Here is a 25,418-nt window from a genome sequence, read left to right on the forward strand (position 1 = left end):
AAATCCATCAGCAATGCACACAAATAAACTACTGGTATCTTAAAATGAAAGTGAAAGAGTTGATCGCCATGCTGAACGAAAGAGACCCTGAGGCAATTGTTCTGATTTCCGGCTATGAAACGATCGGCGGCACGGAAGTCGCAGAAGCTGATTTGCTCATTGATATGCAGTCAATATGCTTAGAACAGGCTGATAATCTCACAGGAAACCGTAAAGTTGTTTCTTCCGGTGGTGAAGATTCAGTTTGGTTAGGCTGGAAAGATGATTACCGTACAAAGGTGTTTTTAGAAGATGCCCAAATTCCTGATCAAGATGAATGACGGTCAGCGTTGGCTTCAAAGGCAATCTATCAGTACGTGAAACGTAAATGTTAAAAAATAACCACATATGAATCAATAACTTATGTCAAAGCTAAGTAGAGATGTCCGGGGTGGGGCAAAGTTCAAATGTCCTTTGATAATATTGAATTCCTGGATAAAAATCGCATCTTAACCTCTTCGTTTGAGTACCTTGTTGGGTTGACCCCGTATTCGCTTTATTTGTAGTATTGGGCTGCTTTGAAGTGTTTCATGTTCAAACGCGACGTGTTCTGTAAGTTCTTCCTGACAACAGAGCCGACAATATATACACATCCGCTATGGAGAATCTGACAACCGCTATGCGTATTACGCCACCCTGAGTTTTTCCTTCCTCTGTCGTACTGAGCAAGCCTCAGCACGCACTCAATAACATCCCGTCTGCGGATGTGCTTTACCGTACGTAAAAATGTAGCCCTCCAGGGCTGACTGTATCTAAAAACTGAGAAATTACTATGTTGCTGTCCTCGACGCGTAAGGACTGGCTGGGTAACGTCCGTGGTGACGTTCTGGCCGGTATTGTTGTCGCGCTCGCACTCATTCCAGAAGCGATCGCCTTTTCCATTATCGCCGGTGTTGATCCCCAGGTGGGCCTCTACTCGGCGTTCTGTATTCCTCTCGTTATGGCCTTCTTTGGCGGACGTCCGGCGATGATTTCGTCCTCCACCGGTGCAATGGCTCTCCTGATGGTGACGCTGGTGAAAGATCATGGCTTACAGTATTTACTGGCTGCCTCCATACTGACCGGGGTATTCCAGCTGATAGCCGGATATCTGAAGCTTGGCGGGCTGATGCGTTTTGTTTCACGCTCAGTGGTCACGGGGTTTGTTAATGCACTGGCAATACTGATTTTTATGGCCCAGTTGCCTGAGCTGACCAATGTGACATGGCATGTTTATGCCATGACTGCGGCAGGGCTGGGGATCATCTATCTCTTCCCTTATATCAACAAAACCATTCCTTCACCGCTTGTGTGCATCGTGGTGCTGACTGGGATTGCCATGTGGCTGCATCTGGATGTGCGAACCGTCGGGGATATGGGGAAACTTCCCGACAGTCTGCCGGTCTTCCTGCTCCCGGACGTGCCTTTAAATCTTCAGACGCTGCTCATCATCCTGCCATATTCTGCGGGGCTTGCGGTGGTTGGCCTGCTTGAGTCGATGATGACCGCCACTATCGTGGATGACATGACCGACACGCCAAGCGACAAAAACAGGGAGTGCAAAGCTCAGGGCATCGCGAACATCTGCACATCCTTTATCGGAGGAATGGCAGGCTGCGCGATGATTGGGCAATCTGTTATCAACGTAAAATCCGGTGGACGCGGACGACTTTCAACCCTCACGGCGGGCGTGGTGCTGCTTTGCCTGATTGTGTTCCTGCGCAACTGGGTCTCCCAAATTCCGATGGCAGCGCTGGTCGCGGTGATGATTATGGTTTCCATCGGGACATTCTCCTGGCGCTCCATTGCCAACCTGCGGACACACCCCCTTTCAACCAGCGTGGTCATGCTTGCCACCGTCGCGGTTGTGGTGGCAACACATAATCTGGCCTTCGGTGTGCTGACCGGTGTACTGATTGCTTCGCTCAATTTTGCCACTAAAGTATCCCGGTTCATGCGTGTAACCTCAGTTCTGGAGGGGACGAGCCGGACGTATACCGTCACCGGCCAGGTATTCTTTGCATCAGCAGACCGCTTTACGAGCCACTTTGATTTCCGTGAAGCGATTGAGAATGTGGTGATAGACGTTTCACATGCCCATTTCTGGGACATCACGTCCGTCAGCGCCCTGGATAAGGTGGTCATTAAGTTCCGTAGAGAGGGCGCCGGGGTTGAAATACGTGGGATGAATGAAGCCACCCGCACCATCGTTGACCGGTTTGGTGTTCACGATAAACCTGAAGAAGTCGAAAAACTGATGGGCGGTCATTAACAGACTGGAGGGAAAACTATGAATAATACTGTTACAGCCTGTGTGGACGGTTCACTTTCAACGCGGTCAGTGTGTGAATATGCGGCGTGGGCAGCCCGCACTTTGCAATCACAGCTAGCACTGTTGCACGTTATCGAAAAAGACAGCACCCCGGTAGTGTCAGACCTGACCGGCACTCTCGGCATAGACAGTCAGCAATTGCTGACCGATGAGCTGGTAGAAATTGAAGGGCAACGTAATCGCCTGCTGATGGCCCAGGGGAAAGCAATACTGGAAAGTTGTGCTGAACTGCTTCAAAAACAGGGAAGCCCGGATGTGCTTTTGATGCAAAAACACGGTACACCGGATGAAGTTCTGGCAGAGCTGAGCGACCTTCGTCTCATGGTGCTGGGGCGTCGGGGTAGCCAGCATCCGGTAGGCTCTCATCTGGAAAGCGTTATTCGTCTGCAAAAGAAACCCCTACTGGTTGTTCCGGAGAACTACTCAGTGCCTTCCAGAGTCATGCTGGCTTATGATGGCAGTGAAGAAAGCAGGAGTAACCTGGAACGTCTGACGATGAGTCCCTTACTCAGGGGGCTGGAGTGCCACCTTGTCATGGTAAACGGTAAGAAGGAAGAGCTGCTGACCGCACAGCAAATTTTACGTGACGCGGATATAGAAAACAGCACAACACATCTTACCGGGCAATCAGTCGGGGACGCGCTTATTCGTTACGCCGAGGAAAATGCTGTCGATCTGATAGTGATGGGGGCCTACGGTCATTCCAGGTTGCGGCAGTTCTTTATCGGTAGTCATACCTCCGAAATGCTGCAAAAGACGCAACAACCGCTTCTTATCCTCCGTTAGCACTGATTATCTTAAATAAAAAAGGGCGAGTTCTCTCGCCCTTCGTCACAAGAACACGTTTAGTTCAGCCGGTTACCTTTTTCATCAACTACCTTCTCACCGTCCTCTTTCGTGAACGCGCTTTTCTGCGCATCGGGAAGAATATCCAGCACGACTTCAGAAGGGCGGCATAGCCGGGTACCCAGCGGCGTTACCACGATAGGGCGATTGATCAGAACAGGGTGCTGCAACATAAAATCGATTAACTGCTCGTCAGTAAAGCGGTCTTCCGCCAGCCCTAACGCTTCAAAAGGTTCGACATTCTTACGCAGCAGCGCTCGTACCGTGATCCCCATATCCGCAATGAGTTTTACCAGCTCAGCTCGTGATGGTGGGGTTTCAAGATAATGAATAACGGTCGGCTCTGTACCGCTGTTGCGGATCATTTCAAGGGTATTGCGTGACGTGCCGCAGGCCGGGTTGTGATAAATGGTAATGTTGCTCATATCAGTATCTCATTACAAAGTGAAAGACAGACGAAGCGCCAGTGCTGCAAGCGTGACAAACAGCACGGGGATTGTCATGACAATGCCCACCCGGAAGTAATATCCCCAGGTAATTTTGATATTTTTCTGCGACAGAACGTGCAGCCACAGTAACGTTGCCAGACTGCCGATAGGGGTAATTTTTGGCCCCAGGTCGCTGCCGATGACGTTGGCGTAAATCATCGCTTCTTTGATAACACCGGTCGCTGTGCTGCCATCAATCGACAGCGCCCCGACCAGCACGGTCGGCATATTGTTCATCACTGATGACAGGAAGGCCGTCAGGAAGCCCGTACCCAGCGTTGCCGCCCACAATCCCTGCTCTGCCAGCTGATTCAGCAAGGAAGAGAGATAGTGGGTCAGACCGGCATTTCGTAAGCCGTAGACCACCAGGTACATCCCCAGCGAGAAGATAACGATTTGCCAGGGCGCACCACGCAGCACCTTACCGGTGTTAATGGCATGCCCTTTTTTCGCAACAGCAAACAGAAGCAATGCACCAGCGGCTGCGACCAAACTGACCGGTACGCCCAGCGGCTCCAGTCCGAAGAATCCCACCAGAAGCAACACCAGAACCAGCCAGCCGGTTTTAAAGGTATTCACATCACGTATAGCGTCTTTCGGTTCTTTCAACAGAGAAACGTCGTAAACGGCGGGAATGTCCTTACGGAAAAACAGATGCAGCATCACCAGCGTAGCCGCAATCGCGGCCAGGTTAACCGGGACCATCACGGCGGCATATTCTGAGAAACCAAGCTTAAAGAAATCCGCCGAGACGATATTCACCAGGTTTGAGACAATCAGTGGCAGGCTTGCCGTGTCAGCGATAAACCCTGCGGCCATGATAAACGCTAAGGTTGCTCCCCGGCTGAATCCCAGCGCCAGCAGCATCGCGATAACGATAGGTGTCAGGATCAGTGCCGCACCGTCGTTGGCAAACAGTGCCGCAACCATCGCACCAAGCAGGACGATCCAGGTGAAGAGCAGCCGCCCCCGGCCATTCCCCCAACGGGCAACGTGCAGCGCGGCCCATTCAAAGAAGCCGGATTCGTCGAGCAGAAGACTGATGATGATCACGGCGATAAAGGTGGCGGTCGCATTCCACACTATCTGCCAGACCACCGGAATATCCCCCAGATGAACGACGCCAGTCAGCAATGCCAGAATTGCGCCCAGTGAGGCACTCCAGCCAATCCCCAGCCCTCTGGGTTGCCAGATAACCAGGACGAGCGTGAATAAAAAGATAGCACCAGCCAGTAACATCAGAAACTCCATTCACATTTGTTTATTCGGATATATATATCGCCATCAGCAGGAGACAGATGCCACGCTACTGAGCTTGTTGCGTATGTTTTCTCGTTCACAGTTCCAGGCTGTATCAATAATACCCGCAGCCCATGCTGGCATGTGTGGCGACAGTCGGTAATGCACCCATTTTCCTTCGCGACGGTCGATGACCAGCTCGGCTTCACGTAAAAGGGCCATATGGCGAGAAATTTTTGGCTGAGACTCTGCGGTTGCCGCACAGATGTCACAGACGCACATTTCACCGGACTCCCTGAGAAGCATCACGATAGTTGAACGGGTCTCGTCGGCGAGCAGTTTAAAAAGCTGAACAGGCTGTAGCATGCTTAACCTCGTAAAAAAATAACAATACATATGGTATTTCATATGTGATAACTTTTAAAGCATAGCTTATGAAATGGAGATTTTTTATGACCGACTTACCAGCAATCGAACCGGCTTATTTTGATGATGCGCTTGCCAGCAAACTTACGGGCAACAACGAAACCATGCCGCGAATTCTCATCCTGTACGGTTCAGTACGAGAGCGGTCCTACAGTCGTTTTGCAGCGGAAGAGGCCGGGCGGTTGCTGGCAAAGATGGGGGCTGAGGTGAAAATATTTAACCCATCCGGTCTGCCGTTACCCGATGATGCGCCCGAAAGTCACCCCAAAGTGCTTGAACTCCGCGAGCTGGTCAGGTGGTGTGACGGAATGGTCTGGAGTTCTCCGGAAAGACATGGCGCCATGAGCTCGGTGATGAAGGCCCAGATTGACTGGATACCCCTGAGTGAAGGTGCTGTTCGTCCTTCCCAGGGTAAAACGCTGGCCGTCATGCAGGTTTGTGGTGGTTCACAGTCGTTTAACACGGTCAATCAGATGCGGATACTTGGCCGCTGGATGCGGATGTTCACCATCCCCAATCAGTCGTCAGTGCCAAAGGCATGGCAGGAATTTGATGATGAAGGGCGCATGAAACCCTCACCCTGGTATGACAGGATTGTCGACGTTACCGAAGAGTTGTTCAAAATGACGTTACTCCTGAAAGGGCACACAGCCTACCTGTCCGACCGCTACAGCGAAAGGAAAGAGAGTCATCAGGAGCTCGCGGCACGGGTCAATCAGGCCAAAATCTGACAGCCAGGCATGCCCGGATGGATTACCGGGCTTTAAATCGGTTTCTTCCCAAATATCTCTTCAGAGCGTGACTGAAGTTTCACCAGGGCATTGAACATATCGTCCTGATCCAGGGAACGCTGGGATTTCTTCGTCGTGGGAGCTTTACGCCTGCGAGAAGGGCCGTCTCCGGATGGTACGGATTGCGACCGGTTATTATCCCGCTCGGCCTGGACCAGCTGCGCCATTTCCAGGGCCCGCCCCAGACGTTTGTTATCCACAATGGCCCCCTGATCGATTTCAGAAAGCTTGTCATAGGTGGAGTAGGGAAGTGATACGCCATTAAGCCGGAGCTCTTTATGTCCATCCGGGTAATGCCAGACATCGATGTATTTACCAATCGCCCGACGACTGAATTCGCTGTCTTCAATCAGATAAAGGACTTTGTCGTATTGCACTGTGAGTGATTTCGACACTTTACGAGCTTCACGCCAGTTAAATACCATATCAAGATCGTCATCGACATCCAGTTCCCGATGAACATCAAACGCCTGGCGAGGCGCTTTTGCGAAACGACGGTTGTAATCGTTCATGAACTCTTCGGCAAATGCGTTCGCAGCTTCCATGGAACTGATGCCCTGGAGCCTGAGCTCCTTGACCAGTCGGTCCTGAAGCGTCAGGTGCGCCCGTTCAACGCGGCCTTTGGCAGCACTGGTTTCTGCACAAATGGTCTGAATGTTCAGTTCATGCATCGCACGGCCAAACTGGGTATCGCCGTCGCCGCCGGTTGCATTTTTATTGTTGATCCTGAATACGCTGGCTTTGTCGCTGTACAGCGCAAGCGGTTTGCCATGTTTTTCAATATAGCCCCGGGTCGCTTCAAAATAGGTGAAAGTAGACTCAGATTTCACGAAAAGAAGCTGCATTAAACGACTGGTTGCGTCATCAACGTAAACCAGTGCCGTACACTTAGGTCCCCGATTTTCAAACCAGTGGTGGTCGCAGCCGTCGATTTGTATGAGTTCACCGGCACAGGCACGGCGGTAACGAGGTTGCTGAATTTTTGGCGCACGTTGCTTACGTGGGACCCACAGACTGGCCTGAGTCATCAGCTTACGGACGGTTTCTTTGGAAAGATGAACACCGTGCACCTCAGACAGTTTTTCACAGGCCAGCGTCGGACCGAAATCGTTATAGCGTTCGCGAATAATGTTCAGCGCGTATGCGGCCAGTCCCTGAGGCAACTGGTTGTTACTGGATTTACCACGACGGCGGCTGGTCATGCCAATCGGACCATCTTCACGATAACGCGCAAGCAGACGACGGCACTGACGGTCGGAGATACCAAGCCGCTGAGCTGCCATTTGTGTTGTCAGACGCCGGTCGATGACATCCTGAATGATTTTGAGTCGGTTAACTTCATCCAATGTGAAAAACTCCGCTGCGAGAGCCGTCATGGTAATCCTTACTTGATTATACACGCCGGACATCTTAACTTAGCCATTATCGGACATTACAACTTTGCTACTACAACTTATGTCAAAGCAAGTTTAAAATGTCACCTCTTTGTGCAAGATAGAAAGGGCACTTTCAGCCTATGTAATCATATTAATGTGACTGCTGCGTTATCCCACTCAACCAATTAATAAAGCAAAAGTTAAATATGAAAGACTGGAATAAAAATATAACGAAAACATCTTAATATGGAAATATCTGTGTCAACGGGATCTTTAGTTATTGAATATCTGGTTCTAAATAGGTTCTACATTCAACGGGAAGGGAAACCAAATATCTATATGTTTTTTATAAATACCATTACGTGGCAAACAACAATCTGCATATTTTTTTAAAGAATCTCCACATGGACAAATATTTTCTGGCGATAATACTCCATCATGTTCTTTCGCCTTAAATCTCCAGGTCGTAATATTGAAAATTTGATGTGGGGATTGTATGTATTTGACAACACTAATTAAAGTTGAATAGTTATAATGATCACCATCATTGGAGAAAAAAACACTACATTTGTTAACGGGATTACTAACTATGTCATAAGTAATTAATTCAAAATCGATCACTTCATCAAAGCAAAGAACTCCATTATAAAGTTTATTTTTAACATGACCACAATCATTAATAAAACTACGGGTTGTATTACATACTGAACATTTCACTTCTTTTATTATTTCACGAGAACTACCGAAGATTTTATATGGGAATAACGCCTGCCAATTACATACCATTCTCGCTAAGAAGTTAACACCATAGAAATTAACCTCAGGCAGAAACTCATTATTTTCTTTAATATGTATTAAATCTATTTCTATCCTTTCAAGTTCTACCCATGCTTCATAAAAATCACCTCTTGTAAGTAAATTAATGACTTGAATATATTTTAAATGGGCTAGTAAAATTGTTTTGTATAAAAACAATCTGTTTGATTCATTATTCAAGCTCAAGGATTGAGCTTTTTTTAACTCAGCATTAAGATAATCAAGAATAGCACTATCTTCTTGAGTAATACACATCCAACGCTTTAACTTTTCGTGAATATTCATAATATCTATATAGATTTTTATTTGATTTTGTTAATTACTTTTAAAACATCGTCTACTTTTCCAGAAACAGTGTATTTCACATGTTTTCCTGATTTATTTTTTTTAATTATAGAGACTTTAACGTCTATATCTCTAGTTCCAAAGTTATCAATTTTTTTCTGAATATAATTTGAAACAAGATTTACTAAAAAAGGTATCATTACTGATGTGGCAAAGAAAGTGCCTAACGCTAACGTTATACTGTTTAATTGCAGGTACGAAACACCATTAGAATCTCCGTACACTTTAACATTAGAATGTGATTGCTTGGTGAACTGGAAAAAATCCAGTGCATTACCTCCAGTAATTTTTGAACTATCAAAAACGATCGCAATCTCATCATCTTGAGGTTCATATGAAGAAATGATTTTTACCTCTTCATCTTCATCACTCATTTCACTCAAAGTAATGGGGTTCATTCTCAACTCCTTGTTTTATATTTTTACATTCAAATTTTACTATACGACTGGTTAATTGCTCCTGTCCAACACACACCAGAGTTCATATGCTTAGCATACAAGGGACCAATGCCAGTAGCGACAGGCTAGTGTGTCAAAAAACCACATGAAGATCAATCTCCTGCGGAAAATTTGGCCGCAATTAGTTTCATTGTCCTTTCCATGCCTTGATAAACTGTCGCATCTGTAATGTTTAACCTTGCGAGTTCCTTAAGTATTCTAGCTTTGTTTCTGATCACTATTTTTTCTACTTTAAACTCTTGCATAGCATCATCAGGGTTTGAAACTAAATCGGGATAAACAGCATTATTCCCAAATAATAAGAATGCACCTGACTGTGATGACATCCTTTCATTATTATTTCTTCCTTTAACGAAAATTAACCTTTCCAAATCTGATGGTATAATTACATCTTTAAAATAAGGTTTTTCATCTTTAATGTAATGTATGAGTTTTTGACAAGCTTCAGTTTTATTGAAAGCCTCCTTGTCCATTTTACAATCCAGCTGATCTTTCAGTGTTTGACTTAGCATTGATATATTTGATATGCAACTTACTGTATCAGAGTCAAAGAATTTTATACGATCCCTTTTTGTTTTGAAAATAATAACATGTCCATCAACCTCATTTGTATTTTCATTATTACTAATGTCGCAACAAGCGAAATACAGAGCGATTAGTGGATTTGATGTTATATCCAACAAACGAGTTGGTAGTCCGTAGTGTTGCATCCTTACTAACTTGTCTAGCATTGTTTTATCATCAACAAACTCAGTTGGCCTTGCTGTTAGGGCTTCACGGACTAAATTTGATTCACTGTGCAAATGCTTGAAGTTACCTTTTTTGTTTTTCCTGAAAACTGATGGAGCCAACTCGTAAGATACATCAGAATGTCCACGATAAAATATTTCTGCATCTTCTTCATGATCTTGTTCTAAAACACGCGCCATGAAACTTTGAACATTATCTATTATTGGGTAGTTATCAACTTCATCAGGAAGTGCTTCAGTAGGAGGAAGTGGTGTACTTCTTGTCGTTATATTTAGAAGTGCTAATGTTTGATTTAAATCACGTGCTTTTATTCCCCAGTGAGTCCGTTTCAGCCCATATGCACCTAATTCTAAAGCTGTTTGATATAACTCTTTGTTTATCACTACGACATCATCTTGTGAGTGAGTGATTCTGAAATCAAACTCAACATTTTTGTTAACTGTTCGTAGATTTGAAATTACACCAAGTCGCAAAGTAATGTATTCAACATTGTCTCGGGAATAAAGTTCTGACATAAAAAGCGTAGGTAATTTCTCAATATAAGATAATGCTTTATCATTCAAAGGCGTTAACTTCAACCGGATGTCATCAGAGGTGCCTTCTAACATACGTGATATAGGAAAATCACAACTCCCACTAACCCGTTCATACATGGGCCAATGTTCAAAATAGTCAGGTTCTCCGCCCATAATTAGATTAAACATTAAAACTAAATCCTTATATTTTACTTAATGAATTATTTACAATCCAATCAATTGCGCCAGAGGTGCGAATCCAAGGCTTTATATTATGATTCACATAATAAATGGCTTCATCCATTCCACCTAACGTGATATATCCACTGTTAGACTTGATCTGTAATCTGCACTTCGATAACAAGCCGGGGATGTGTCTATTAGAATCAATCGCAGCTTTAGCGATATCATCGGCATCCGGGGATGACTGTCGGTAGGCGAGTAGGGCGCGTGTATACTGAAAAAACGAACGCATATCCCCAGGATAATCGTCCAGTAGCAAGGCCAGATCATCCACCATTTCAAGCTCAAGGTAATAGTTCGCTAATAAATGACGAATCCCCTGGTTATCGTTCGGGTTGAGCTTCAGCATTTCGCGGCTATGAGCCATAGCCGGATAAAAATTACCAGACTCCCATAAGGCCTCAGCCAAAGCTGCTTTTGCTCTCATATATGGACGTGTTTCGACAAATCCCCAGAAACGTCCTGCGAACTCCTGAAAATCCTCGCCAAGTGCAATGCTGGCTGCGTACAAAGCAGTCTCCAGCTTCCCGATTTTTGACTCAGGAGGTTCTTGAGATATCTCGCAGTAGAATGAGTATGCGTCAGCACAGAGCGGGGATTTCTTGATAGCTTTTCTGATGAGTTTCAGCACAACTTCCAGGTCATCATTTTCCCAGGCATCGAACATGAACTCCTGAGCCGCAACCAGATCTAGATGTAATTGCTCAGAGCTGACAGCAGTTTTATACAAATCAACGCGCTTTGTAGTCGGGAATTTAATCATCTCAAGTATCCTTTTGGGGACTCACTGTTCCGGTACTTTGCAGCACTGATGGTCGATTCTATCGCTTTGAACTTGCCACAAACAAGCTCGGGTCTGCCAGAACGGGATTGATAGCCCGGAGCTGTTCCTGGATGCGCACCTGAGCCTTACGGCTGGGCGATTTTTTGCTTCGTTCCCGTTTGCCTTCGCTTTCCCGCTCATCCTGTTTTACCTGAGCCAGTCGGAGTACAGTCCCGAGACGTTTGTTATCAACAATCTGCCCCTGGTCGACACAGGCCAGCTTATCAAATGCCTGGCACTTAAGGCTCCGGTGCCCATAGAGGAAGGCGAGGGTGCCATCGGGATAATCCAGTACTTTAATTTTTTCACCGGCAAGACGGCTATTTTCTTCTGTGGTGTCCATGAGATAAAGGATCTTATCGTACTGGAAGGTCAGTGATTTCGACACGGTACGAACATCATGCCAGGCAAAGATGTCTCTTAATTCATCGGGGCTTTCCTGCACCGGACGATGCAAATCTTTGGGGAACTTAGCCGGTCGTGAAAACCGGCTGTTAAAGTCAGCGATGAAAGTGGCAAGCCAGGCATTTGCGGCCTCAATGCCGGTTATACCTTCCAGACGCATTTCTTTGATCAGCCGATCCTGAAGTGTCTGATTCGCACGTTCCACGCGGCCTTTAGCTTCAGAGCTGTTGGCACAAATAAGCTCGATTGCCAGGTCATAAAGCACACGTCCGAACTGGGTAACGGTGGTATTGCGTTTCTCCGGACCACTGACGCGAAATATTGCGTGTTTGTCACTGTACAGCGATACCGGCTTCCCATGCTGCTCGATGTATTCCCGGGTTGCCAGCATGTAGTCAAAGGCTGTTTCTGACTCGCTGAACCGCAAATGCATCAGACGCCCGGTGGCATCATCGATAAAGACCAGCAGGCAGCATTTTGGCGCACGGCCTTCAAACCAGTCATGGTGGGAGCCGTCGATCTGGATAAGTTCACCCAGACAATCACGCCGATGTCGGGGTTGATAAACCCGTGACTTACGGCGAGCATGCGGGACCCAGAGTCCGTCAGACGTCATCCAGTTGCGGACGGTCTCGATTGAAAGCCGGATATTATGGCGCTCTCTGAGTTTTTCTGCGGCCAGTGTGGGCCCAAAGTCACTGTAGTTTTCACGTATCAGCGTGAGTACTCGTAGTTTGAGAGATTCGGTCAACCGGCGGTTGCTGGGCTGGCCGCGTTTGCGGCTGACAAGTCCTTCAGCACCAGAAACTCGGTAACGATTGATAAGTCGTTGCGCCTGACGTTCTGAAATGCCAAGCTGTGATGCTGCATCACGACGGCGTAGACGCTTTTCACAAACTGCCTGTATCACCGGTAGGCGGTGGATCTCTTTATCTGACATGGTCACCAACATGCGTTGAGCCCCTTAGAATTGCATTCAGTTTAGCTTACTCTAAGGTGACGTTTCTATCTGGATAAAAAGTGACATTACTAAATGGTTCTAACAACTTAAGTGCGCATAATCAGGATTATGTAAGATCAGCGTTAAGTAGTCGATTTATTTGAAAGTGACGTCGTCTTTAAGTTAAAATCACCTATAATCAATACCTACTGGAGCAGCTCATGGCTGACACCTACCTCCCCCCGGGCTTTAAAAAATGCAAATCATGTCAGCAAGTTAAACCCTTTGAACAGTTTGGAAAAGAGCTCAAGGGCAAGTTTGGCCTCAAGAGTAAATGCCGAGCGTGTATTAGCGAGAAAAACAAAACGTACGCAGCAGGCCCAGGGGCCGAAGTAAAGACGCAAAATAATAGGACCTACCAGGCAGAAAACAAGACTGAGCTCGCGGAGAAAATGCGCGTTAAGCGTGCGAAAGAAAAATTTGGTGATCGCTATAATTCCTACCTCGCTTCTTTAGAGTCCATGAAAAAACTCAAATAATGTAATCGCCAACGGAGGAATAATGAATGTACATCTGAAATATGATACGATAAAGCACTATCACTTTGATTGGCTAACGCCTGCTGGCGACTATCCTAATTCAGCGGTTATGCTCGTAGGTTTCCGTGATGGGCGCTGGATTATTGTTCAAGAGTTCGGAAATGATTATAGCTGCTTCGAGGGCGTTCTGAAGAATGGTGATGATCTTAATACGGAGCCTAAATTCTATTCCGACTTAGAAAGCGTAGCGGTTGCTGCTTTTGGCATGATGAAGCAGATATATCCCCAGTACCAAGATAGCACGTTAGAAGAATTCCTCGCTGGATAAAATATTCTAGAAACCAAACTCGCCTTATTCGAAGGAAACTGACTATGTATAGAAAGGTTTTAGCTCTTTCAGCCTTACTGATTTCTGCTTGTTCCACCGATAATCCTCATAAACAAAGTATGCACCACAATGATTTTGAGCTTTCGGACTCAGCTGTAAAAATTCAAATCAAGTCTGGAAATAAGACAATCTCCGGCTCAGGTACTTGGATCGATGAACAACATATTCTTACAGCTTCACATTTATGGCTTGATGCAAGCAAGGATTATAGTCTAAGTATAATAACAAGGAATGGGAGCCAACCAGCAACAGTTATCAATATTGATGATCCTAAGAACCGGGACCTCGCTCTTTTAAAAGTAGAAAAAAATACTATTGTCAAAGCCCCACCTAATTGGAAGCTTCCAGTATGTGATAATGTTCTAGCTCCAGGTGAGTCTGTTTGGGTTCTATCGGGAATGTATAATACGCTTTCAAATACGTATGCTTCCCCCGACTCAACCTACTATTATAAAGGAATAGTTGGTTCTGATGGTTTGACTGCTTTTTATCAAAATGGAGTTAGTGGAAGCGCTGTGTTAAACCAATCTAAGAGTTGCTTATATGGTGTTGTGAGTCAACAAGACATTAAAAAGATCAATGTCTATCAGATATATATTACGAAGATTACTACAAATGAAATTATACGCGGATTCATAGGTTATAAAAATAATTAAATGAGCGTAATCTTACAACAGGCAATTCCGACGTTATCTGCGTTGGTCTACCTATCTGAACCTTTAAAAGGAACGTCTATCATGTATAAACTTTTACCCGCAATACTAGTCTTTCTTTCGGTGTTCCTTGGACTAATCGCTCTACTCAGTGCTATCAAAAATGGTTCTGATGAATTGGCGGTATTCCTCATTACACTTTCGGCGTGGTTCGCTGCTTTAAGTAAGTTTTATTCACTTAAACTGTATAAAAATAGTTAGCCTGTGAATCCAAATACAGTTGACAAGTATCCAGCACTGCCCCCGTGATTTATTCAGGTTAGAAGCATTCCCGGAGTGCAGGCTGGGATTAGAAAAGTTACTTTTCTTACGATGTACCAACCAATAGGGCACGACTTATCGTAATGCCTAATTACATATTACCTGTTTAAGTCGATCTAATAATTTCATTGGAGCAGACATGTCCCCGGAATTGGTATCAGGCATTGCACGAGTGGCGCATGAAAAGCTACTTTCAGTTTTGACGGAGTGCGGCACAAAGAAGACGAAAGGCACATGCCTTTTTGCAAGCTATCTTGTATGTTATTTAGCAAAAACTAAAGGTCTAGATGCTGTTGTTCGTGGGGGTAACGGTGCAGATGATGGCGGTATATTTACAGAGAGTGGTGGCTTTGGCCATTATTGGTGTGAATTGAACTTCGAAGAAGTGCAATATTATATTGACATCACTTCCGAGCAGTTTGGGTTTCATCCATACATAGTGAAACGCGTCAACGATATAACAGGATGGCCACGATATATTCCTGGTGATCAGGAAACGGTCGATAGTCATTTAGAACAATTATTACGCGACGGCTATACAGAATAGGCTGCGTATACACTATCGCAGCCTTTCAGGCTCTTAACCCTTGTGACCAGTTAACGGAACCACTCAGGATGACGCTGCCGATCAACGTTGATAACCTGCGAATTAAATTCAACGACATCCGCTGGAGTAAGCATTAATTCATCAGGATTTACAATAAATGGTCTTAAAACCACTTCGCCACCGTCTTCTTTTGCACCGTAGATATTAATAAGAAAGTGCAGTCGTTGATTTCCGTCAGCATTGCGTTGCCATTCTCTAAAAGTCAAAGTCTGTTTAATATAGTTTGTTAAAAGAAATGCGAATTCAGATTCTTCCGTTTGTGAGATACCGTTTTTGTTAGACATTTTTTTTAGTATCTTTCCGAGCATGGATACACAGGCATCTAGGGAAGGTGCGAATAAGCAGGTCATTTCTTCCCAAGCTGACTCGCTGATTAAAATTTCGCGGATCTGGGCCGATTTTTTTCCCGCAAACACATCGAATCAGCCTATTTAGGCTATTTTTTCCACCATTTCTGGCGTTATTTCCGGTTTTTACTGAGATCTCTCCCACTGACGTATCATTTGGTCCACCCGAAACAGGTTGGCCAGGGTGAATAACATCGCCAGTTGGTTATCGTTTTTCAGCAGCCCCTTGTATCTGGCTTTCACGAAGCCGAACTGCCGCTTGATGATGCGAAACGGGTGCTCCACCTTGGCACGGATGCTGGCTTTCATGTATTCGATGTTGATGGCCGTTTTGTTCTTGCGCGGATGCTGCTTCAAGGTTTTTACCTTGCCGGGACGCTCGGCGATCAGCCAGTCCACATCCACCTCGGCCAGCTCCTCGCGCTGTGGCGCTCCTTGGTAGCCGGCATCGGCTGAGACAAATTGCTCCTCTCCATGAAGCAGATTACCCAGCTGATTGAGGTCATGCTCGTTGGCCGCGGTGGTGACTAGGCTGTGGGTCAGGCCACTCTTGGCATCGACACCAATGTGGGCCTTCATGCCAAAGTGCCACTGATTGCCTTTCTTGGTCTGATGCATCTCCGGATCGCGTTGCTGCTCTTTGTTCTTGCTAGAGCTGGGTGCCTCAATGATGGTGGCATCCACCAAAGTGCCTTGGGTCATCATGACGCCTGCTTCGGCCAGCCAGCGATTGATGGTCTTGAACAATTGACGGGCCAGTTGATGCTGCTCGAGCAGGTGGCGGAAATTCATGATGGTGGTGCGATCCGGCAGGGCGCTATCCAGGGATAATCGGGCAAACAGGCGCATGGAGGCGATTTCGTACAGGGCATCTTCCATGGCACCGTCGCTCAGGTTGTACCAATGCTGCATGCAGTGAATACGCAGCATGGTCTCCAGCGGATAGGGCCGTCGGCCATTGCCCGCCTTGGGATAAAACGGCTCGATGACAGCGGTCATATTCTGCCATGGCAGAATCTGCTCCATGCGGGAGAGGAAAATCTCTTTTCGGGTCTGACGGCGCTTAGTGCTGAATTCACTATCGGCGAAGGTGAGTTAATGGCTCATGATGTCCCTCTGGGATGCGCTCCGGATGAATATGATGATCTCATATCAGGAACTTGTTCGCACCTTCCCTAGACTTAACGATGTTAAAATTTTGGTTGTATTAAAATCCTCCTGCGAAAGTGAAATCATCCATGTATTATCTTTATGATAGTCGGTGATATAAATAAAATGAGATGTAAAAGGCGTTGAGTGATTGAACTCTCCTAAGTTCCATCCATACTGTCTCACTGTATTTGAGCTAAGTTCTTTGTCGGTAATGTTCATAATTCATACCTTTCGATAAAGTCTGTAATGATAATTAGCTATCTCAAAGGCCCAGAACAACTCTTGAAATAACCTCACTCGAAGAATTTATCATATTGAACACCCCTACCTAATAACCTTGCCGACTTAATAAATCACAATAGCCCTCCCCTGTCATTTTAAAACGCTACTTGAATTTTTGATAGCTTATAGTTGTTTTACGTTCTTTGTGATACTCATATGTCATCTTCTCTTTCCAGTACCAATCTTGTAAATCCTGCAAGTCTAGCCCATTTTTCTCACGTATGCTTTCGTGTAATTCGCTAAGCGCGAGTTTATCATTAGGTTTATAAATGGCTAATTTTTCTTCAAATAAATCCAGCCAACGTTTCCCCATCTTTCGACGCAAAACAAACACCATCGTGATAATTGTACTGAAATGCACAGCAATTAGTTCCAACTTATGCGATTGCTGACCAGATAAAATTACTATTGTAACAACAGGGATGGCCGTATATAAAGCAATCAAAGCGACCATAAGTTGATATGGTTTTTCCCGTATTACCATGTCCATGGGTAAACCAGAGGACGCTACTGCTTGCCAAAATCTTAAATACCTTCCGATGGACTTAAACCTTTTCCCGTTTTTATGCATAAACCTGTTTTTATTTACTATCATGTTAGACCTCTATTTTTCTGTAATTCTAGAAGAATGTTACCTTAACCCTTAACAGGGATAACACCGCATGTATTATCTCCATAATCAAAGCGCAGGGCCGGTAATAAAAAGTACCATACCATCGATGTGTAGTTCGTTCAGTGCATCCCTGTCCGTGGATAGCTTTCTAATGTTGTCAGGAGTTGCATCAATCGGGTATAAATCTTGCGTCAGTTTGACGAGATTCTTCTCAGTGCAGGTAAGACCGCCTTCAGCGAGAGTGCGCAGGTAATCACTAAACACGACTTCTTTTTCATCAGAGGTAAGTCGCTCGAAGTACCCCATATGTTCGGACGTGAAATTCTCATCTGCAATACTTCTCACTACTGAGATGATATCCGACCTTATGACCAACTCCCGCACCGCAGCATAAAAAATCCTGCCGTAATGTCCTGACACGTTTTCCTTTGCGAGCCACCAGCGCTCATCCGTGGTAACGGGTACTGTGGTCGGGGATGCCAGTAGCAGAACGGGGCTTAAACCGGATCGCGATAACCCTTCAGCAAAAGCTTCTTCAGGAAGACTGCTAACAGGCTTGCCTTGATAACGTGCTTCTACCATCTATGCTTCTCCTTTCTGATGTAGGCATGACTGCCTTCTATTTAAGCAATCAGTAAACCGGATTGAGCTGAGCAACGTTATCCTTCTCCCATCATTGCTTGCCACTTTTACCATAAGCGCCAAACAATTAGCCCCATTATTCCGGTTGTAAACTGAACCTTAACACTAACCAGTATGAATCGGTCATCTGGGGCAAAGTGTCCACCGGGTTGAAGTAGCCAGGTTGTTAGCGGCGGATGGAAAGCCAGTACGAATCCGTAAACTATAAAAGCCAAGCTCAGTAAAAGAAGGAGCATGCGCCCAATACGTTTGAGTTGATAAGATAAACTCGCGCTAGTTTTTCGTGGGGGTACGATATGGTCTTTCAACACTGTCTCCTTGCCAGCAAATGCCGAAGCGCTGGCATAAAGATTAAACAATTTTTATGCCAGTTACTCCGGCGAGATGGGTGATAATCCTCGTTGCCATCATAAAGCCTTATCTCTTTCAAATTTGAGCGATAAGGGGTCTTTGAGCCTGTAATGGCTTTTTGTTTGATGTTTTGATGGCACCTGCCCCCGCGTTTTACCATGACCGAAGTACATAGCGGCTCACACCTTCTGCTGGCTGTTGCCACTCGCTATTCTCCGTTGACGGTCTGAGGCGCGTCGAGCCCCGGGAGATGTTTTTCATCGCCTGCTCAAGAGTGTCCATCCTGTAGGTTTTGATGTTCACCCCTTCTTCAGAAATAGGCCCCAGCAGTTCCGTAACCTCACGCTCACCCTGATAAATATCGACCCACTGTGTAATATTCACCTTATCACCATTCGCATCAATGCCACGTCGGTTAAAGTGGTCAATTTCAAACTCACACACGGTTACCGGTACCAGCCCCTCCGGGCGCGGATACCCGAGTATTTCATCAAAACCAGGTTCCCCTTCATCAGTGACCAGATCAGGCGTCAAATAGAGTTTTCCGTTACGGGAAAAATGCGCAACATGGCAGGACCACTGGTCATTTAACATCGTTGGCATGCTTGTGAACATTCCTGAATACCACCGTCTGGCATTATCAACTGATTTGGTGACGAGGATTTCATCTGGTACTTCCCCGTTGTCCATGGTGTAAAAACTGAGAGACAGAGCGGTATTTCTGCGTGAAAGTAGCTTTTCTTTATTGACCTCTTTATTTTCAAATTTGGACAGGTATTCCTCAAGGAACAGCGCCTGCAACTCGGGTGTCGGCGCTTTCTGATAAAACCAGTCGGCCAGGTCTTTAGTGCCAATATAGATGAGGCTGGCTTTACCTTTTTCGCTCTTGACCGCAACAGGAGCCATTAGGCTTACTTGCTGTACGTACTCACTGGTTTCATTGATACTTTCATAGGCCTCAATCCACTGGCCAAGCAGATTGGTGTAAATCACCGGATCGTTCAGCTTTAAAAACTGCTTAAGAGCCTGAGCGCCACGGGAGCATGTATCAAAATAACGCTGCTTCTCTTCGAAGCTTTTGAAAGCAGTCTTTTTGCCCGACCATGTGGCCACCAGCTGTTCATCTTCGAACAGGGTGTTTTCAGCTGGTAAGAAGTGTTTCATTTTCGCAAAACGTTGATGAGTGACGTTTAAGACATTTCGGGATGTAGCAAGTACCATTCGATGAACCCAGGCATGCCCTTCCATCCGGTTGTCGCATTCAAAATTTGCTGGTGCGGCATATGCAACAAGTTTCCCTGAAGCATTTACCGATAACCTGACCAGCTCATAGCCTTTGCTGCTAATAAAATTACGAACCCCGGGAAGATGTTTGAGCCCCACATCAGCGAGCATATAGAGCTGGTTCAGGAGCTCTTTGGAGCCCTTCTCTGTACTCATGGCAGCTTCCAGCGTCGCCCCCCTGTTATCAGCTCGCCAGGCTACAATGCATCGATCTATCAACTCTGATCTCAGATTAGGCTGGCCAATATTTCCATCGGCCAGAGCCTGGCTCAGCATCTGCCGGTAAGGTTCTTCTGCCTCACGCTCGGCACGAATATAATTTAAAGCCATCTTGAAGAAGCGAATGTAAAACAGGTGATTAGACCTGAATTTACGTCTGTGAATGTACCATTCGAGCTCCTCCGCTTTAATGGTATCCATGCACAGGAAACCCAGTTCAGCATCATTCCTGCTGGACTCCTTAAATAAAGACAAATTCACCTTACAATTGAAATCTCGATCCGTTGAGTATCTGTTTACTGTTGCGTTGACACAGATATCGTCTCCCTGACGGAATGCAATAACCGGCTCATAGTTTTTATGGGTTCTCCCAAGCCATTTATAGCCAGAGTAGCTGTTGTCTTCCTGAACTGCTCCTGGTGCTGTCACTGGGTTCATCAACGAATCCCAGTTGCACATTACCCGGGATCCGGACTGAAGGCATGAGTTTGCCTGTTCAAGATAACTTTGCAGAGACGGCCGTGTCTCAGCCATACCCAAAAGGCCAGAACCGTCTTTGTCGTGCAGAAATTGGAAGTACCGTTCCTGGAACTCAAGGCTCAGAAAACTGTAAGGGGTATTGGTATCATAGAAATCACCAAATAGTTTGAGCCGGTGATCGAGGCCGCAGATAAGGATCAGGAAACGACGGTAGTGAAGTGCCATAAGATCATGCTGCTTCAGTCGGTCGGTATAACTGACGTCCTCAAACTTTATGGTGCTGCCATCAATCCCCTGGAAATGTGCTTCCTGTTCGCTGGCGGAAGGGAATAGCTGCGAAGCCCCAAGATGGCTTTCTACCGAAGAGTAAACCTGATGAATATTTTGACCGTCCCGGACCAGAAGGAATACAACCCGGTTCCTGTCATTGCGGACATGATTTTCCCAGGGATCGCGGTAATCGATATAACGTCGTGTTGTGGCCATACATACGATGGAACGTTCGGACGGAAAAATCTGCTCCACCAGCCCGGGGCTGGTTCGTAAAGTTTCATGAAATTTTTCCATATCAGAGAAGTCGAACCAGCTATCGAGATCGCACCATACGGCCAGCTCTTCATCCACCATCAGCTTTGCCTGAACGACCTGGAGCGGGAGGTGTGATGGAGCGGATTCACCCTTCACGATATTCACTACCTCAACGTCTTTGCCGGTATACAGTTCCAGACTGCCAACGCCATCGTGGATTTTCTTCACATATTCCATGGCTTCTTCTGTAGTGGCCAGACTTGCCGCTGCAACTTCCTCGAAATAGGGCAGCATTCTTTTGCTGGCATTAGCGATTGCCTGCGTTCGTTGTGTGATGATTTTGCTGATGGCTGTGCTGATCTGCCCTTCTTTTAAGGCCGCTTCTCTGATTTGTTCAATGCGGGTATCTGAAATACCAGAGGACAGAGCATTTTGAACTGATCCAATCGCCAGTGAGGTTACCGCCTGCTGCTCTTGTGGGGGCACTAACGCAACGCTAAGGCCCGTCACAGGGTTTTCACGGTCATCTGTACCTAATTGCTCAATCGCAAGGTCACGGAGCCCCTGAGCATCGCTCACGAGGGCTGTAAGCGATGCCTGTAGGCTATTCACTTCTTCCTGAGCTTGTCTGAGTTCAGCATCCCGGATTACCTTATGGTCGGGTTCAAATACAAAACTGGACAGAAAATCCTTAACCAGGAAGCGATGCTCTCGCATTTCTTTGCCACGTTCCCTACGGTTGCCGCTGCTGTCTTCAGTGACAATAGCTACAGTCTGACCGTAAACGCGGGGATGGGCGCGTAGAATCACTGTGTGCAGCTTATCTTCAACGTAACGCAAAGACGTAATGAGCAGCGTATCCCCTGCCACAATACCCTCTTCAGGGATGCTGTCAGTGGACGTCCAGTACTGACCCGCCAGCAAAGAATGAAATCGCTCTAAACGGTCAATGTTATTTTTGCTGACCAGGTCACCCATATACCTTTCCTTCCAGATTCGTATGTTAGGTGAATCATACCAGATTGCACTTACCGTCTAATAACTCAAAAAACACCAACTTCGGCATTCACTAGAAATGAATCCGTCCACTATTATTCATTAATTAAATAGATTCTTAGATATGAATAGCGCATTGCTTTTAAAGCAGGTTTCGCAAAGGGTTAAAAAAGGCTTCTTAAGTGAAGCCTTTAATAATAAATGCTACTTATCTTCAGAGGGATACATTTCCCAGTATTTATTACGTACATTAACAAGGCAATGGTCTGCTGTTTCTGAAGCGCCTTTGTCGCGGTTTACAAAGGCTTCTGCAACTTCATCCAACTTATCCGGTACCGTATTTAATGGTAATGCCTGCTTCAGGTTGGTGGTTACCAGTTCCTTTGCTTTATCATGATTAAGTTCAGTTCGGATGCTTGCATCTTTACAAATATCATCAACCTTACCATCAAGAATAATGTTTGGGATAGGTTCGTTTTCAACTTTATGTGTAGTATTAGCAGAGGAGCCAAAAGCGACTGACATCATCGCACACAGCAGAATATTTTTTAATTTCATAGTTCACTCCATTATGACTATTGATATCTACTTATGAAGTATTAGTTATATCATGTTTGCCGTCAAAACATAGAACCCACTGTTTTGACTTTAAACATATCATGCTACAACGTTTTTTTGCACGTGACTTTAGTAGGCATGATTTATGAGGTTTCAGCAGGACGTCAGATTGTTGTCGATCCAGTATTGATGCAAGCCTACCGTCCATTTCTTCGATAAGGCCGAAAGTAAAAGCGCTAAACCACAGCAGTTACCAGGAGTAAAAATTCGTATGGGATCTGGAGAACCGACTTTAACACTCATAATGAACTCCAGAATGTTGCCATGGCATAGACTATTTCTAAGCCTGACGATATCTGCTTCAGGTTTTTTACCAGCGTCTATCTTTGCCAACATATTCTTCTCGGCTGGAAATGACAGTAATTCTATCGGCATCCCTTCCTGCTTAGCCTTTCGCATTAAAGCGTTACTCATTACTGACGTACCATCTAAGTCCACCAGTACAGGAACTGACTGCTGAACGTTAACAGTTGATTTCAACTTCAGCGTAACCCTGAGTGATGTTTCGATCCCATTCAGAAAGCTCGTACAGGCCGGTAACCATAGACCATGATGCAGCGCCTCGGTTGCTTGTTTAAAAAACCAGTCAATCACGGGGACAGTGCAATGCTCATAATAGTGATTTACCTCGCTGAACCTTGCCATATAAGCATCGTACTCAGCCTGGTCTTCAGGAGATAAAAAATTTGGTGGGAGGAGCATCAGAATCCTTTCATCCTAGCTTGTATACCTTCTTCGTAGGCCAGCTCGCCATTATCGGTAAAAGATGGTTTTTGATGTTTATGATAAAGCTTAATTTTTCGTCAGGCTTGATAGCGTTACCGGAGAGATTTGATCTTTTCTCTTCAACTCGCAATACTGTTTATACATACAGTACAAGAATTCGAGTGTAGCTATGTCTGTTATCCTTGAGCACATTAGCAACAAGCCTTACGAAATGGCACCTTTTTTCAGTGATTTACTAAGCTGTGGAGTGATGAGTCCGTGCGCCGGGCATGAAGATAATGAATTAAATTTGCATGAATATGTAGTCCGCAACCGCCCCTCAACCTTCTTTGTCAGGGCGGCGGGCCTCAGTATGATCAATGCCGGTATCAATGATGGAGCAATACTGGTTGTGGATCGGTCTTTAACAGCACGACACGGCTCTATCGTCGTTGCGCTGGTGGATGGAGAGTTTACGGTAAAGATCTTACACACGTATCCTGAGCTGCTTTTGATGCCTTCTAATCCAGCCTATAAGCCGATACGTGTAAATCCTGAATCCCTTGAGATATGGGGCGTCGTCACCTTTGCACTGAATCAGTTCAGCCATGTACATGCACGTTGATATTAACGGAGCCTATGCGGCATTTGAGTGTGCGATGGATCCCAAGCTGTCAAAAAAGCCGCTCATCATAGCCAGCAATAACGATTCGTCCGTCATTGCAATGAATAAACTGGCTAAAAGCGTTGGTATTAAGCGTGGGACCCCAATTTTTAAGTGCAGGGATTTGATTCAGCAACACCGGATCGAAGTCAGGAGCTCTAACTTTACTTTGTATGAAGACTACTCAAATCGCTTCCATGAAACGCTGGAAAGCTTCGCGCCTCAATCGAGTCGATATAGCATAGATGAAAATTTCATGTTATTGAAAAACATGAACAAGATAATAGATTATGAAGATTACGGCCGGTTGATCAGAAGTACACTTCTTCATAATCTGTCCCTTACCTGTGGTGTGGGTTGTTCAAGCACCAAAACCCTCGCTAAATTATGCACCTATGCGAGCAAACGATGGGCAGCTACAGGCGGGGTTGTAGTTTTGACTGATCAGGCCAGGATCAGGAAGCTCCTGAGCCTGATCAGTACCAGAGAAATATGGGGTATTGGTCGAAAGATTAGTGAACGCCTGTCGGCTTTCGGGATCATCACTGCCGGTGATTTTTATAATAGCGACGTTCGCTTTTTACGTAAAAGCTTTGGCGTTGAAATCGAGCGTACCTGGCGGGAACTGCATGGCGAACCATGTTTCCGGCTGCACGAGTCTCCTCCTGTCAGGCAACAGATTATCGTTTCCAGAAGTTTTGGTCAGCGCCTTAATGAGATAGGCAAGCTACATGAGGCAGTTTCATTTTTTACCGCCCGGGCGGCAGAGCAGCTGCGCAAGGATGGCTCGTGGACCCGTCAAATCACAGTCTTCATTCAGAGTAGCAATTATGCGCAAGGTGAAAACCGCTACAGCAATTGTGGTATCGAGCCGCTTACCGCTACACAGGACACCCGCGATCTGGTTGATGCAGCCATGACCATCCTGAACCGCATTTACAGACCCGGGATAGCGTATGCGAAAGCAGGGGTAATGCTCTCCGCTATGACTGACGGCACAGAGCAACTCAGCCTGTTTGATACTCGCCCGGCCAGGCCTGGCAGTCAGGCACTGATGAAAGTTATGGACCGGTTCAATAAAGAAAAGCGCGGAGCTCTGTTTTTACTGGGGGAAGGCATTCAACAGGATTTTCGTATGAAGCAGGCCATGCTATCACCGAGATATACGACCCGCTGGGATGAATTACTCGTTGTAAAAGCGTAGCGGCCATGACCGGC

At 45.8% G+C, this 25,418-nt stretch carries 27 protein-coding genes; 10 read left to right on the forward strand and 17 right to left on the reverse strand.

Annotated elements, in window-relative coordinates; genetic code table 11:
• Positions 1-44 precede the first annotated feature (44 nt).
• The 3 genes from CU081_RS25260 (at position 45) to CU081_RS25270 (ending at position 3,136) form a co-directional block, all read left to right on the forward strand.
• Positions 45-320 (forward strand): hypothetical protein, encoded by a 276-nt coding sequence (locus CU081_RS25260; RefSeq protein WP_000864986.1) that lies wholly within the window; start codon positions 45-47, stop codon positions 318-320.
• A 491-nt stretch (positions 321-811) separates the two neighbouring features.
• Positions 812-2,290 (forward strand): SulP family inorganic anion transporter, encoded by a 1,479-nt coding sequence (locus CU081_RS25265; RefSeq protein WP_000927306.1) that lies wholly within the window; start codon positions 812-814, stop codon positions 2,288-2,290.
• Positions 2,291-2,308: 18 nt separating this feature from the next.
• Positions 2,309-3,136, forward strand: a complete 828-nt coding sequence (locus CU081_RS25270) for a universal stress protein (RefSeq protein WP_001066652.1) — start codon at positions 2,309-2,311, stop codon at positions 3,134-3,136.
• A gap of 59 nt (positions 3,137-3,195) precedes the next feature.
• Here CU081_RS25270 and arsC read toward each other — a convergent pair whose 3' ends face one another.
• Genes arsC through CU081_RS25285 form a run of 3 tightly spaced genes read right to left on the reverse strand, consistent with a single transcriptional unit; the run spans position 3,196 to position 5,289 of the window.
• Positions 3,196-3,621 (reverse strand): glutaredoxin-dependent arsenate reductase, encoded by a 426-nt coding sequence (arsC, locus tag CU081_RS25275; protein WP_000065802.1) that lies wholly within the window; start codon positions 3,619-3,621, stop codon positions 3,196-3,198.
• Between the two features lie 12 nt (positions 3,622-3,633).
• Positions 3,634-4,923 carry an arsenic transporter gene (locus CU081_RS25280; protein ID WP_000922628.1) on the reverse strand — a complete coding sequence of 430 codons (1,290 nt, stop codon included), beginning with the start codon at positions 4,921-4,923 and terminating at the stop codon, positions 3,634-3,636.
• A gap of 45 nt (positions 4,924-4,968) precedes the next feature.
• Positions 4,969-5,289, reverse strand: a complete 321-nt coding sequence (locus CU081_RS25285) for a transcriptional regulator (RefSeq protein ID WP_000941305.1) — start codon at positions 5,287-5,289, stop codon at positions 4,969-4,971.
• Between the two features lie 86 nt (positions 5,290-5,375).
• Between CU081_RS25285 and arsH the strand changes: the two genes are divergently transcribed.
• Positions 5,376-6,080 (forward strand): arsenical resistance protein ArsH, encoded by a 705-nt coding sequence (gene arsH / locus CU081_RS25290; RefSeq protein WP_000130816.1) that lies wholly within the window; start codon positions 5,376-5,378, stop codon positions 6,078-6,080.
• A 32-nt stretch (positions 6,081-6,112) separates the two neighbouring features.
• Here the strand turns inward: arsH and CU081_RS25295 are convergent, their stop codons facing one another.
• From CU081_RS25295 to CU081_RS25320, 6 genes are all read right to left on the reverse strand, one after another.
• Positions 6,113-7,516, reverse strand: a complete 1,404-nt coding sequence (locus CU081_RS25295) for an ISNCY family transposase (protein WP_000125668.1) — start codon at positions 7,514-7,516, stop codon at positions 6,113-6,115.
• A gap of 294 nt (positions 7,517-7,810) precedes the next feature.
• On the reverse strand, positions 7,811-8,617 hold the full coding sequence (locus CU081_RS25300; RefSeq protein ID WP_016239971.1) for a hypothetical protein: 807 nt from the start codon (positions 8,615-8,617) through the stop codon (positions 7,811-7,813).
• 17 nt (positions 8,618-8,634) lie between these two features.
• Positions 8,635-9,075 (reverse strand): hypothetical protein, encoded by a 441-nt coding sequence (locus CU081_RS25305; RefSeq protein ID WP_016239970.1) that lies wholly within the window; start codon positions 9,073-9,075, stop codon positions 8,635-8,637.
• A 152-nt stretch (positions 9,076-9,227) separates the two neighbouring features.
• A complete protein-coding gene (locus CU081_RS25310) occupies positions 9,228-10,589 on the reverse strand; it encodes an FRG domain-containing protein (protein ID WP_000482601.1) in 1,362 nt (453 codons plus the stop codon).
• Between the two features lie 13 nt (positions 10,590-10,602).
• Complete coding sequence (locus CU081_RS25315) at positions 10,603-11,406, reverse strand: hypothetical protein (RefSeq protein ID WP_000589340.1); 804 nt, start codon at positions 11,404-11,406, stop codon at positions 10,603-10,605.
• Between the two features lie 58 nt (positions 11,407-11,464).
• Positions 11,465-12,811, reverse strand: a complete 1,347-nt coding sequence (locus tag CU081_RS25320; RefSeq protein WP_076611902.1) for an ISNCY-like element ISLad2 family transposase — start codon at positions 12,809-12,811, stop codon at positions 11,465-11,467.
• Positions 12,812-13,032: 221 nt separating this feature from the next.
• Here CU081_RS25320 and CU081_RS25325 point away from each other — a divergent pair, with 221 nt between their 5' ends.
• The 4 genes from CU081_RS25325 to CU081_RS25340 all read left to right on the forward strand — a co-directional run bounded on the left by CU081_RS25325 (position 13,033) and on the right by CU081_RS25340 (position 15,259).
• Positions 13,033-13,350, forward strand: coding sequence for a hypothetical protein (locus CU081_RS25325; protein WP_000785965.1), 318 nt, complete (start codon positions 13,033-13,035; stop codon positions 13,348-13,350).
• Positions 13,351-13,372: 22 nt separating this feature from the next.
• Positions 13,373-13,678: a hypothetical protein gene (locus tag CU081_RS25330; RefSeq protein WP_001100610.1), complete on the forward strand. Its 306-nt coding sequence runs from the start codon at positions 13,373-13,375 to the stop codon at positions 13,676-13,678.
• Between the two features lie 44 nt (positions 13,679-13,722).
• Entirely contained in the window at positions 13,723-14,394 is a 672-nt protein-coding gene (locus tag CU081_RS25335; protein ID WP_000285959.1) for a S1 family peptidase, read from the forward strand.
• 457 nt (positions 14,395-14,851) lie between these two features.
• Positions 14,852-15,259 carry a hypothetical protein gene (locus CU081_RS25340; RefSeq protein WP_001371904.1) on the forward strand — a complete coding sequence of 136 codons (408 nt, stop codon included), beginning with the start codon at positions 14,852-14,854 and terminating at the stop codon, positions 15,257-15,259.
• A 50-nt stretch (positions 15,260-15,309) separates the two neighbouring features.
• On the opposite strand, the gene CU081_RS25345 is transcribed toward CU081_RS25340, so the two are convergent.
• The 8 genes from CU081_RS25345 to CU081_RS25380 form a co-directional block, all read right to left on the reverse strand.
• A complete protein-coding gene (locus tag CU081_RS25345; RefSeq protein ID WP_236689843.1) occupies positions 15,310-15,699 on the reverse strand; it encodes a hypothetical protein in 390 nt (129 codons plus the stop codon).
• A complete protein-coding gene (locus CU081_RS26795) occupies positions 15,596-15,811 on the reverse strand; it encodes a hypothetical protein (protein ID WP_122966916.1) in 216 nt (71 codons plus the stop codon). Before CU081_RS26795 ends, CU081_RS25345 begins: the two co-directional genes overlap by 104 nt.
• Entirely contained in the window at positions 15,793-16,707 is a 915-nt protein-coding gene (locus tag CU081_RS25355; protein WP_100185530.1) for an IS5 family transposase, read from the reverse strand. The genes CU081_RS26795 and CU081_RS25355 overlap by 19 nt, the downstream gene beginning before the upstream one ends.
• A 496-nt stretch (positions 16,708-17,203) precedes the next feature.
• The gene (locus tag CU081_RS25360) at positions 17,204-17,695 is read right to left on the reverse strand and encodes a hypothetical protein (protein WP_000636790.1); all 492 of its coding nucleotides are present in this window, start codon (positions 17,693-17,695) and stop codon (positions 17,204-17,206) included.
• A gap of 84 nt (positions 17,696-17,779) precedes the next feature.
• Positions 17,780-18,295 carry a hypothetical protein gene (locus CU081_RS25365; RefSeq protein WP_000228894.1) on the reverse strand — a complete coding sequence of 172 codons (516 nt, stop codon included), beginning with the start codon at positions 18,293-18,295 and terminating at the stop codon, positions 17,780-17,782.
• A gap of 564 nt (positions 18,296-18,859) precedes the next feature.
• Positions 18,860-22,195 carry a hypothetical protein gene (locus CU081_RS25370; protein WP_000502666.1) on the reverse strand — a complete coding sequence of 1,112 codons (3,336 nt, stop codon included), beginning with the start codon at positions 22,193-22,195 and terminating at the stop codon, positions 18,860-18,862.
• 222 nt (positions 22,196-22,417) lie between these two features.
• Positions 22,418-22,771, reverse strand: coding sequence for a hypothetical protein (locus CU081_RS25375; protein ID WP_000769182.1), 354 nt, complete (start codon positions 22,769-22,771; stop codon positions 22,418-22,420).
• A 153-nt stretch (positions 22,772-22,924) separates the two neighbouring features.
• Entirely contained in the window at positions 22,925-23,533 is a 609-nt protein-coding gene (locus tag CU081_RS25380) for a hypothetical protein (protein WP_000926374.1), read from the reverse strand.
• 193 nt (positions 23,534-23,726) lie between these two features.
• On the opposite strand from CU081_RS25380, the gene umuD reads away from it, so the two are divergent.
• Both umuD and umuC read left to right on the forward strand, forming a co-directional pair.
• Complete coding sequence (gene umuD / locus CU081_RS25385) at positions 23,727-24,161, forward strand: translesion error-prone DNA polymerase V autoproteolytic subunit (RefSeq protein ID WP_000111290.1); 435 nt, start codon at positions 23,727-23,729, stop codon at positions 24,159-24,161.
• Entirely contained in the window at positions 24,151-25,404 is a 1,254-nt protein-coding gene (gene umuC, locus CU081_RS25390; protein ID WP_001371894.1) for a translesion error-prone DNA polymerase V subunit UmuC, read from the forward strand. Before umuD ends, umuC begins: the two co-directional genes overlap by 11 nt.
• The last annotated feature ends 14 nt before the right edge of the window (positions 25,405-25,418 follow it).

Source organism: Enterobacter sp. CRENT-193 (assembly GCF_002787395.1).
Classification (GTDB): Bacteria; Pseudomonadota; Gammaproteobacteria; order Enterobacterales; family Enterobacteriaceae; genus Enterobacter; species Enterobacter hormaechei_C.

Coding starts and splice junctions, on each gene's coding strand:
- CU081_RS25260 (WP_000864986.1), top strand. CDS start 45: ATGAAAGTGAAAGAGTTGATCGCCATGCTGAACGAAAGAGACCCTGAG.
- CU081_RS25265 (WP_000927306.1), top strand. CDS start 812: ATGTTGCTGTCCTCGACGCGTAAGGACTGGCTGGGTAACGTCCGTGGT.
- CU081_RS25270 (WP_001066652.1), top strand. CDS start 2,309: ATGAATAATACTGTTACAGCCTGTGTGGACGGTTCACTTTCAACGCGG.
- arsC (WP_000065802.1), bottom strand. CDS start 3,621: ATGAGCAACATTACCATTTATCACAACCCGGCCTGCGGCACGTCACGC.
- CU081_RS25280 (WP_000922628.1), bottom strand. CDS start 4,923: ATGTTACTGGCTGGTGCTATCTTTTTATTCACGCTCGTCCTGGTTATC.
- CU081_RS25285 (WP_000941305.1), bottom strand. CDS start 5,289: ATGCTACAGCCTGTTCAGCTTTTTAAACTGCTCGCCGACGAGACCCGT.
- arsH (WP_000130816.1), top strand. CDS start 5,376: ATGACCGACTTACCAGCAATCGAACCGGCTTATTTTGATGATGCGCTT.
- CU081_RS25295 (WP_000125668.1), bottom strand. CDS start 7,516: ATGACGGCTCTCGCAGCGGAGTTTTTCACATTGGATGAAGTTAACCGA.
- CU081_RS25300 (WP_016239971.1), bottom strand. CDS start 8,617: ATGAATATTCACGAAAAGTTAAAGCGTTGGATGTGTATTACTCAAGAA.
- CU081_RS25305 (WP_016239970.1), bottom strand. CDS start 9,075: ATGAACCCCATTACTTTGAGTGAAATGAGTGATGAAGATGAAGAGGTA.
- CU081_RS25310 (WP_000482601.1), bottom strand. CDS start 10,589: ATGTTTAATCTAATTATGGGCGGAGAACCTGACTATTTTGAACATTGG.
- CU081_RS25315 (WP_000589340.1), bottom strand. CDS start 11,406: ATGATTAAATTCCCGACTACAAAGCGCGTTGATTTGTATAAAACTGCT.
- CU081_RS25320 (WP_076611902.1), bottom strand. CDS start 12,811: ATGTCAGATAAAGAGATCCACCGCCTACCGGTGATACAGGCAGTTTGT.
- CU081_RS25325 (WP_000785965.1), top strand. CDS start 13,033: ATGGCTGACACCTACCTCCCCCCGGGCTTTAAAAAATGCAAATCATGT.
- CU081_RS25330 (WP_001100610.1), top strand. CDS start 13,373: ATGAATGTACATCTGAAATATGATACGATAAAGCACTATCACTTTGAT.
- CU081_RS25335 (WP_000285959.1), top strand. CDS start 13,723: ATGTATAGAAAGGTTTTAGCTCTTTCAGCCTTACTGATTTCTGCTTGT.
- CU081_RS25340 (WP_001371904.1), top strand. CDS start 14,852: ATGTCCCCGGAATTGGTATCAGGCATTGCACGAGTGGCGCATGAAAAG.
- CU081_RS25360 (WP_000636790.1), bottom strand. CDS start 17,695: ATGATAGTAAATAAAAACAGGTTTATGCATAAAAACGGGAAAAGGTTT.
- CU081_RS25365 (WP_000228894.1), bottom strand. CDS start 18,295: ATGGTAGAAGCACGTTATCAAGGCAAGCCTGTTAGCAGTCTTCCTGAA.
- CU081_RS25370 (WP_000502666.1), bottom strand. CDS start 22,195: ATGGGTGACCTGGTCAGCAAAAATAACATTGACCGTTTAGAGCGATTT.
- CU081_RS25375 (WP_000769182.1), bottom strand. CDS start 22,771: ATGAAATTAAAAAATATTCTGCTGTGTGCGATGATGTCAGTCGCTTTT.
- CU081_RS25380 (WP_000926374.1), bottom strand. CDS start 23,533: ATGCTCCTCCCACCAAATTTTTTATCTCCTGAAGACCAGGCTGAGTAC.
- umuD (WP_000111290.1), top strand. CDS start 23,727: ATGTCTGTTATCCTTGAGCACATTAGCAACAAGCCTTACGAAATGGCA.
- umuC (WP_001371894.1), top strand. CDS start 24,151: ATGCACGTTGATATTAACGGAGCCTATGCGGCATTTGAGTGTGCGATG.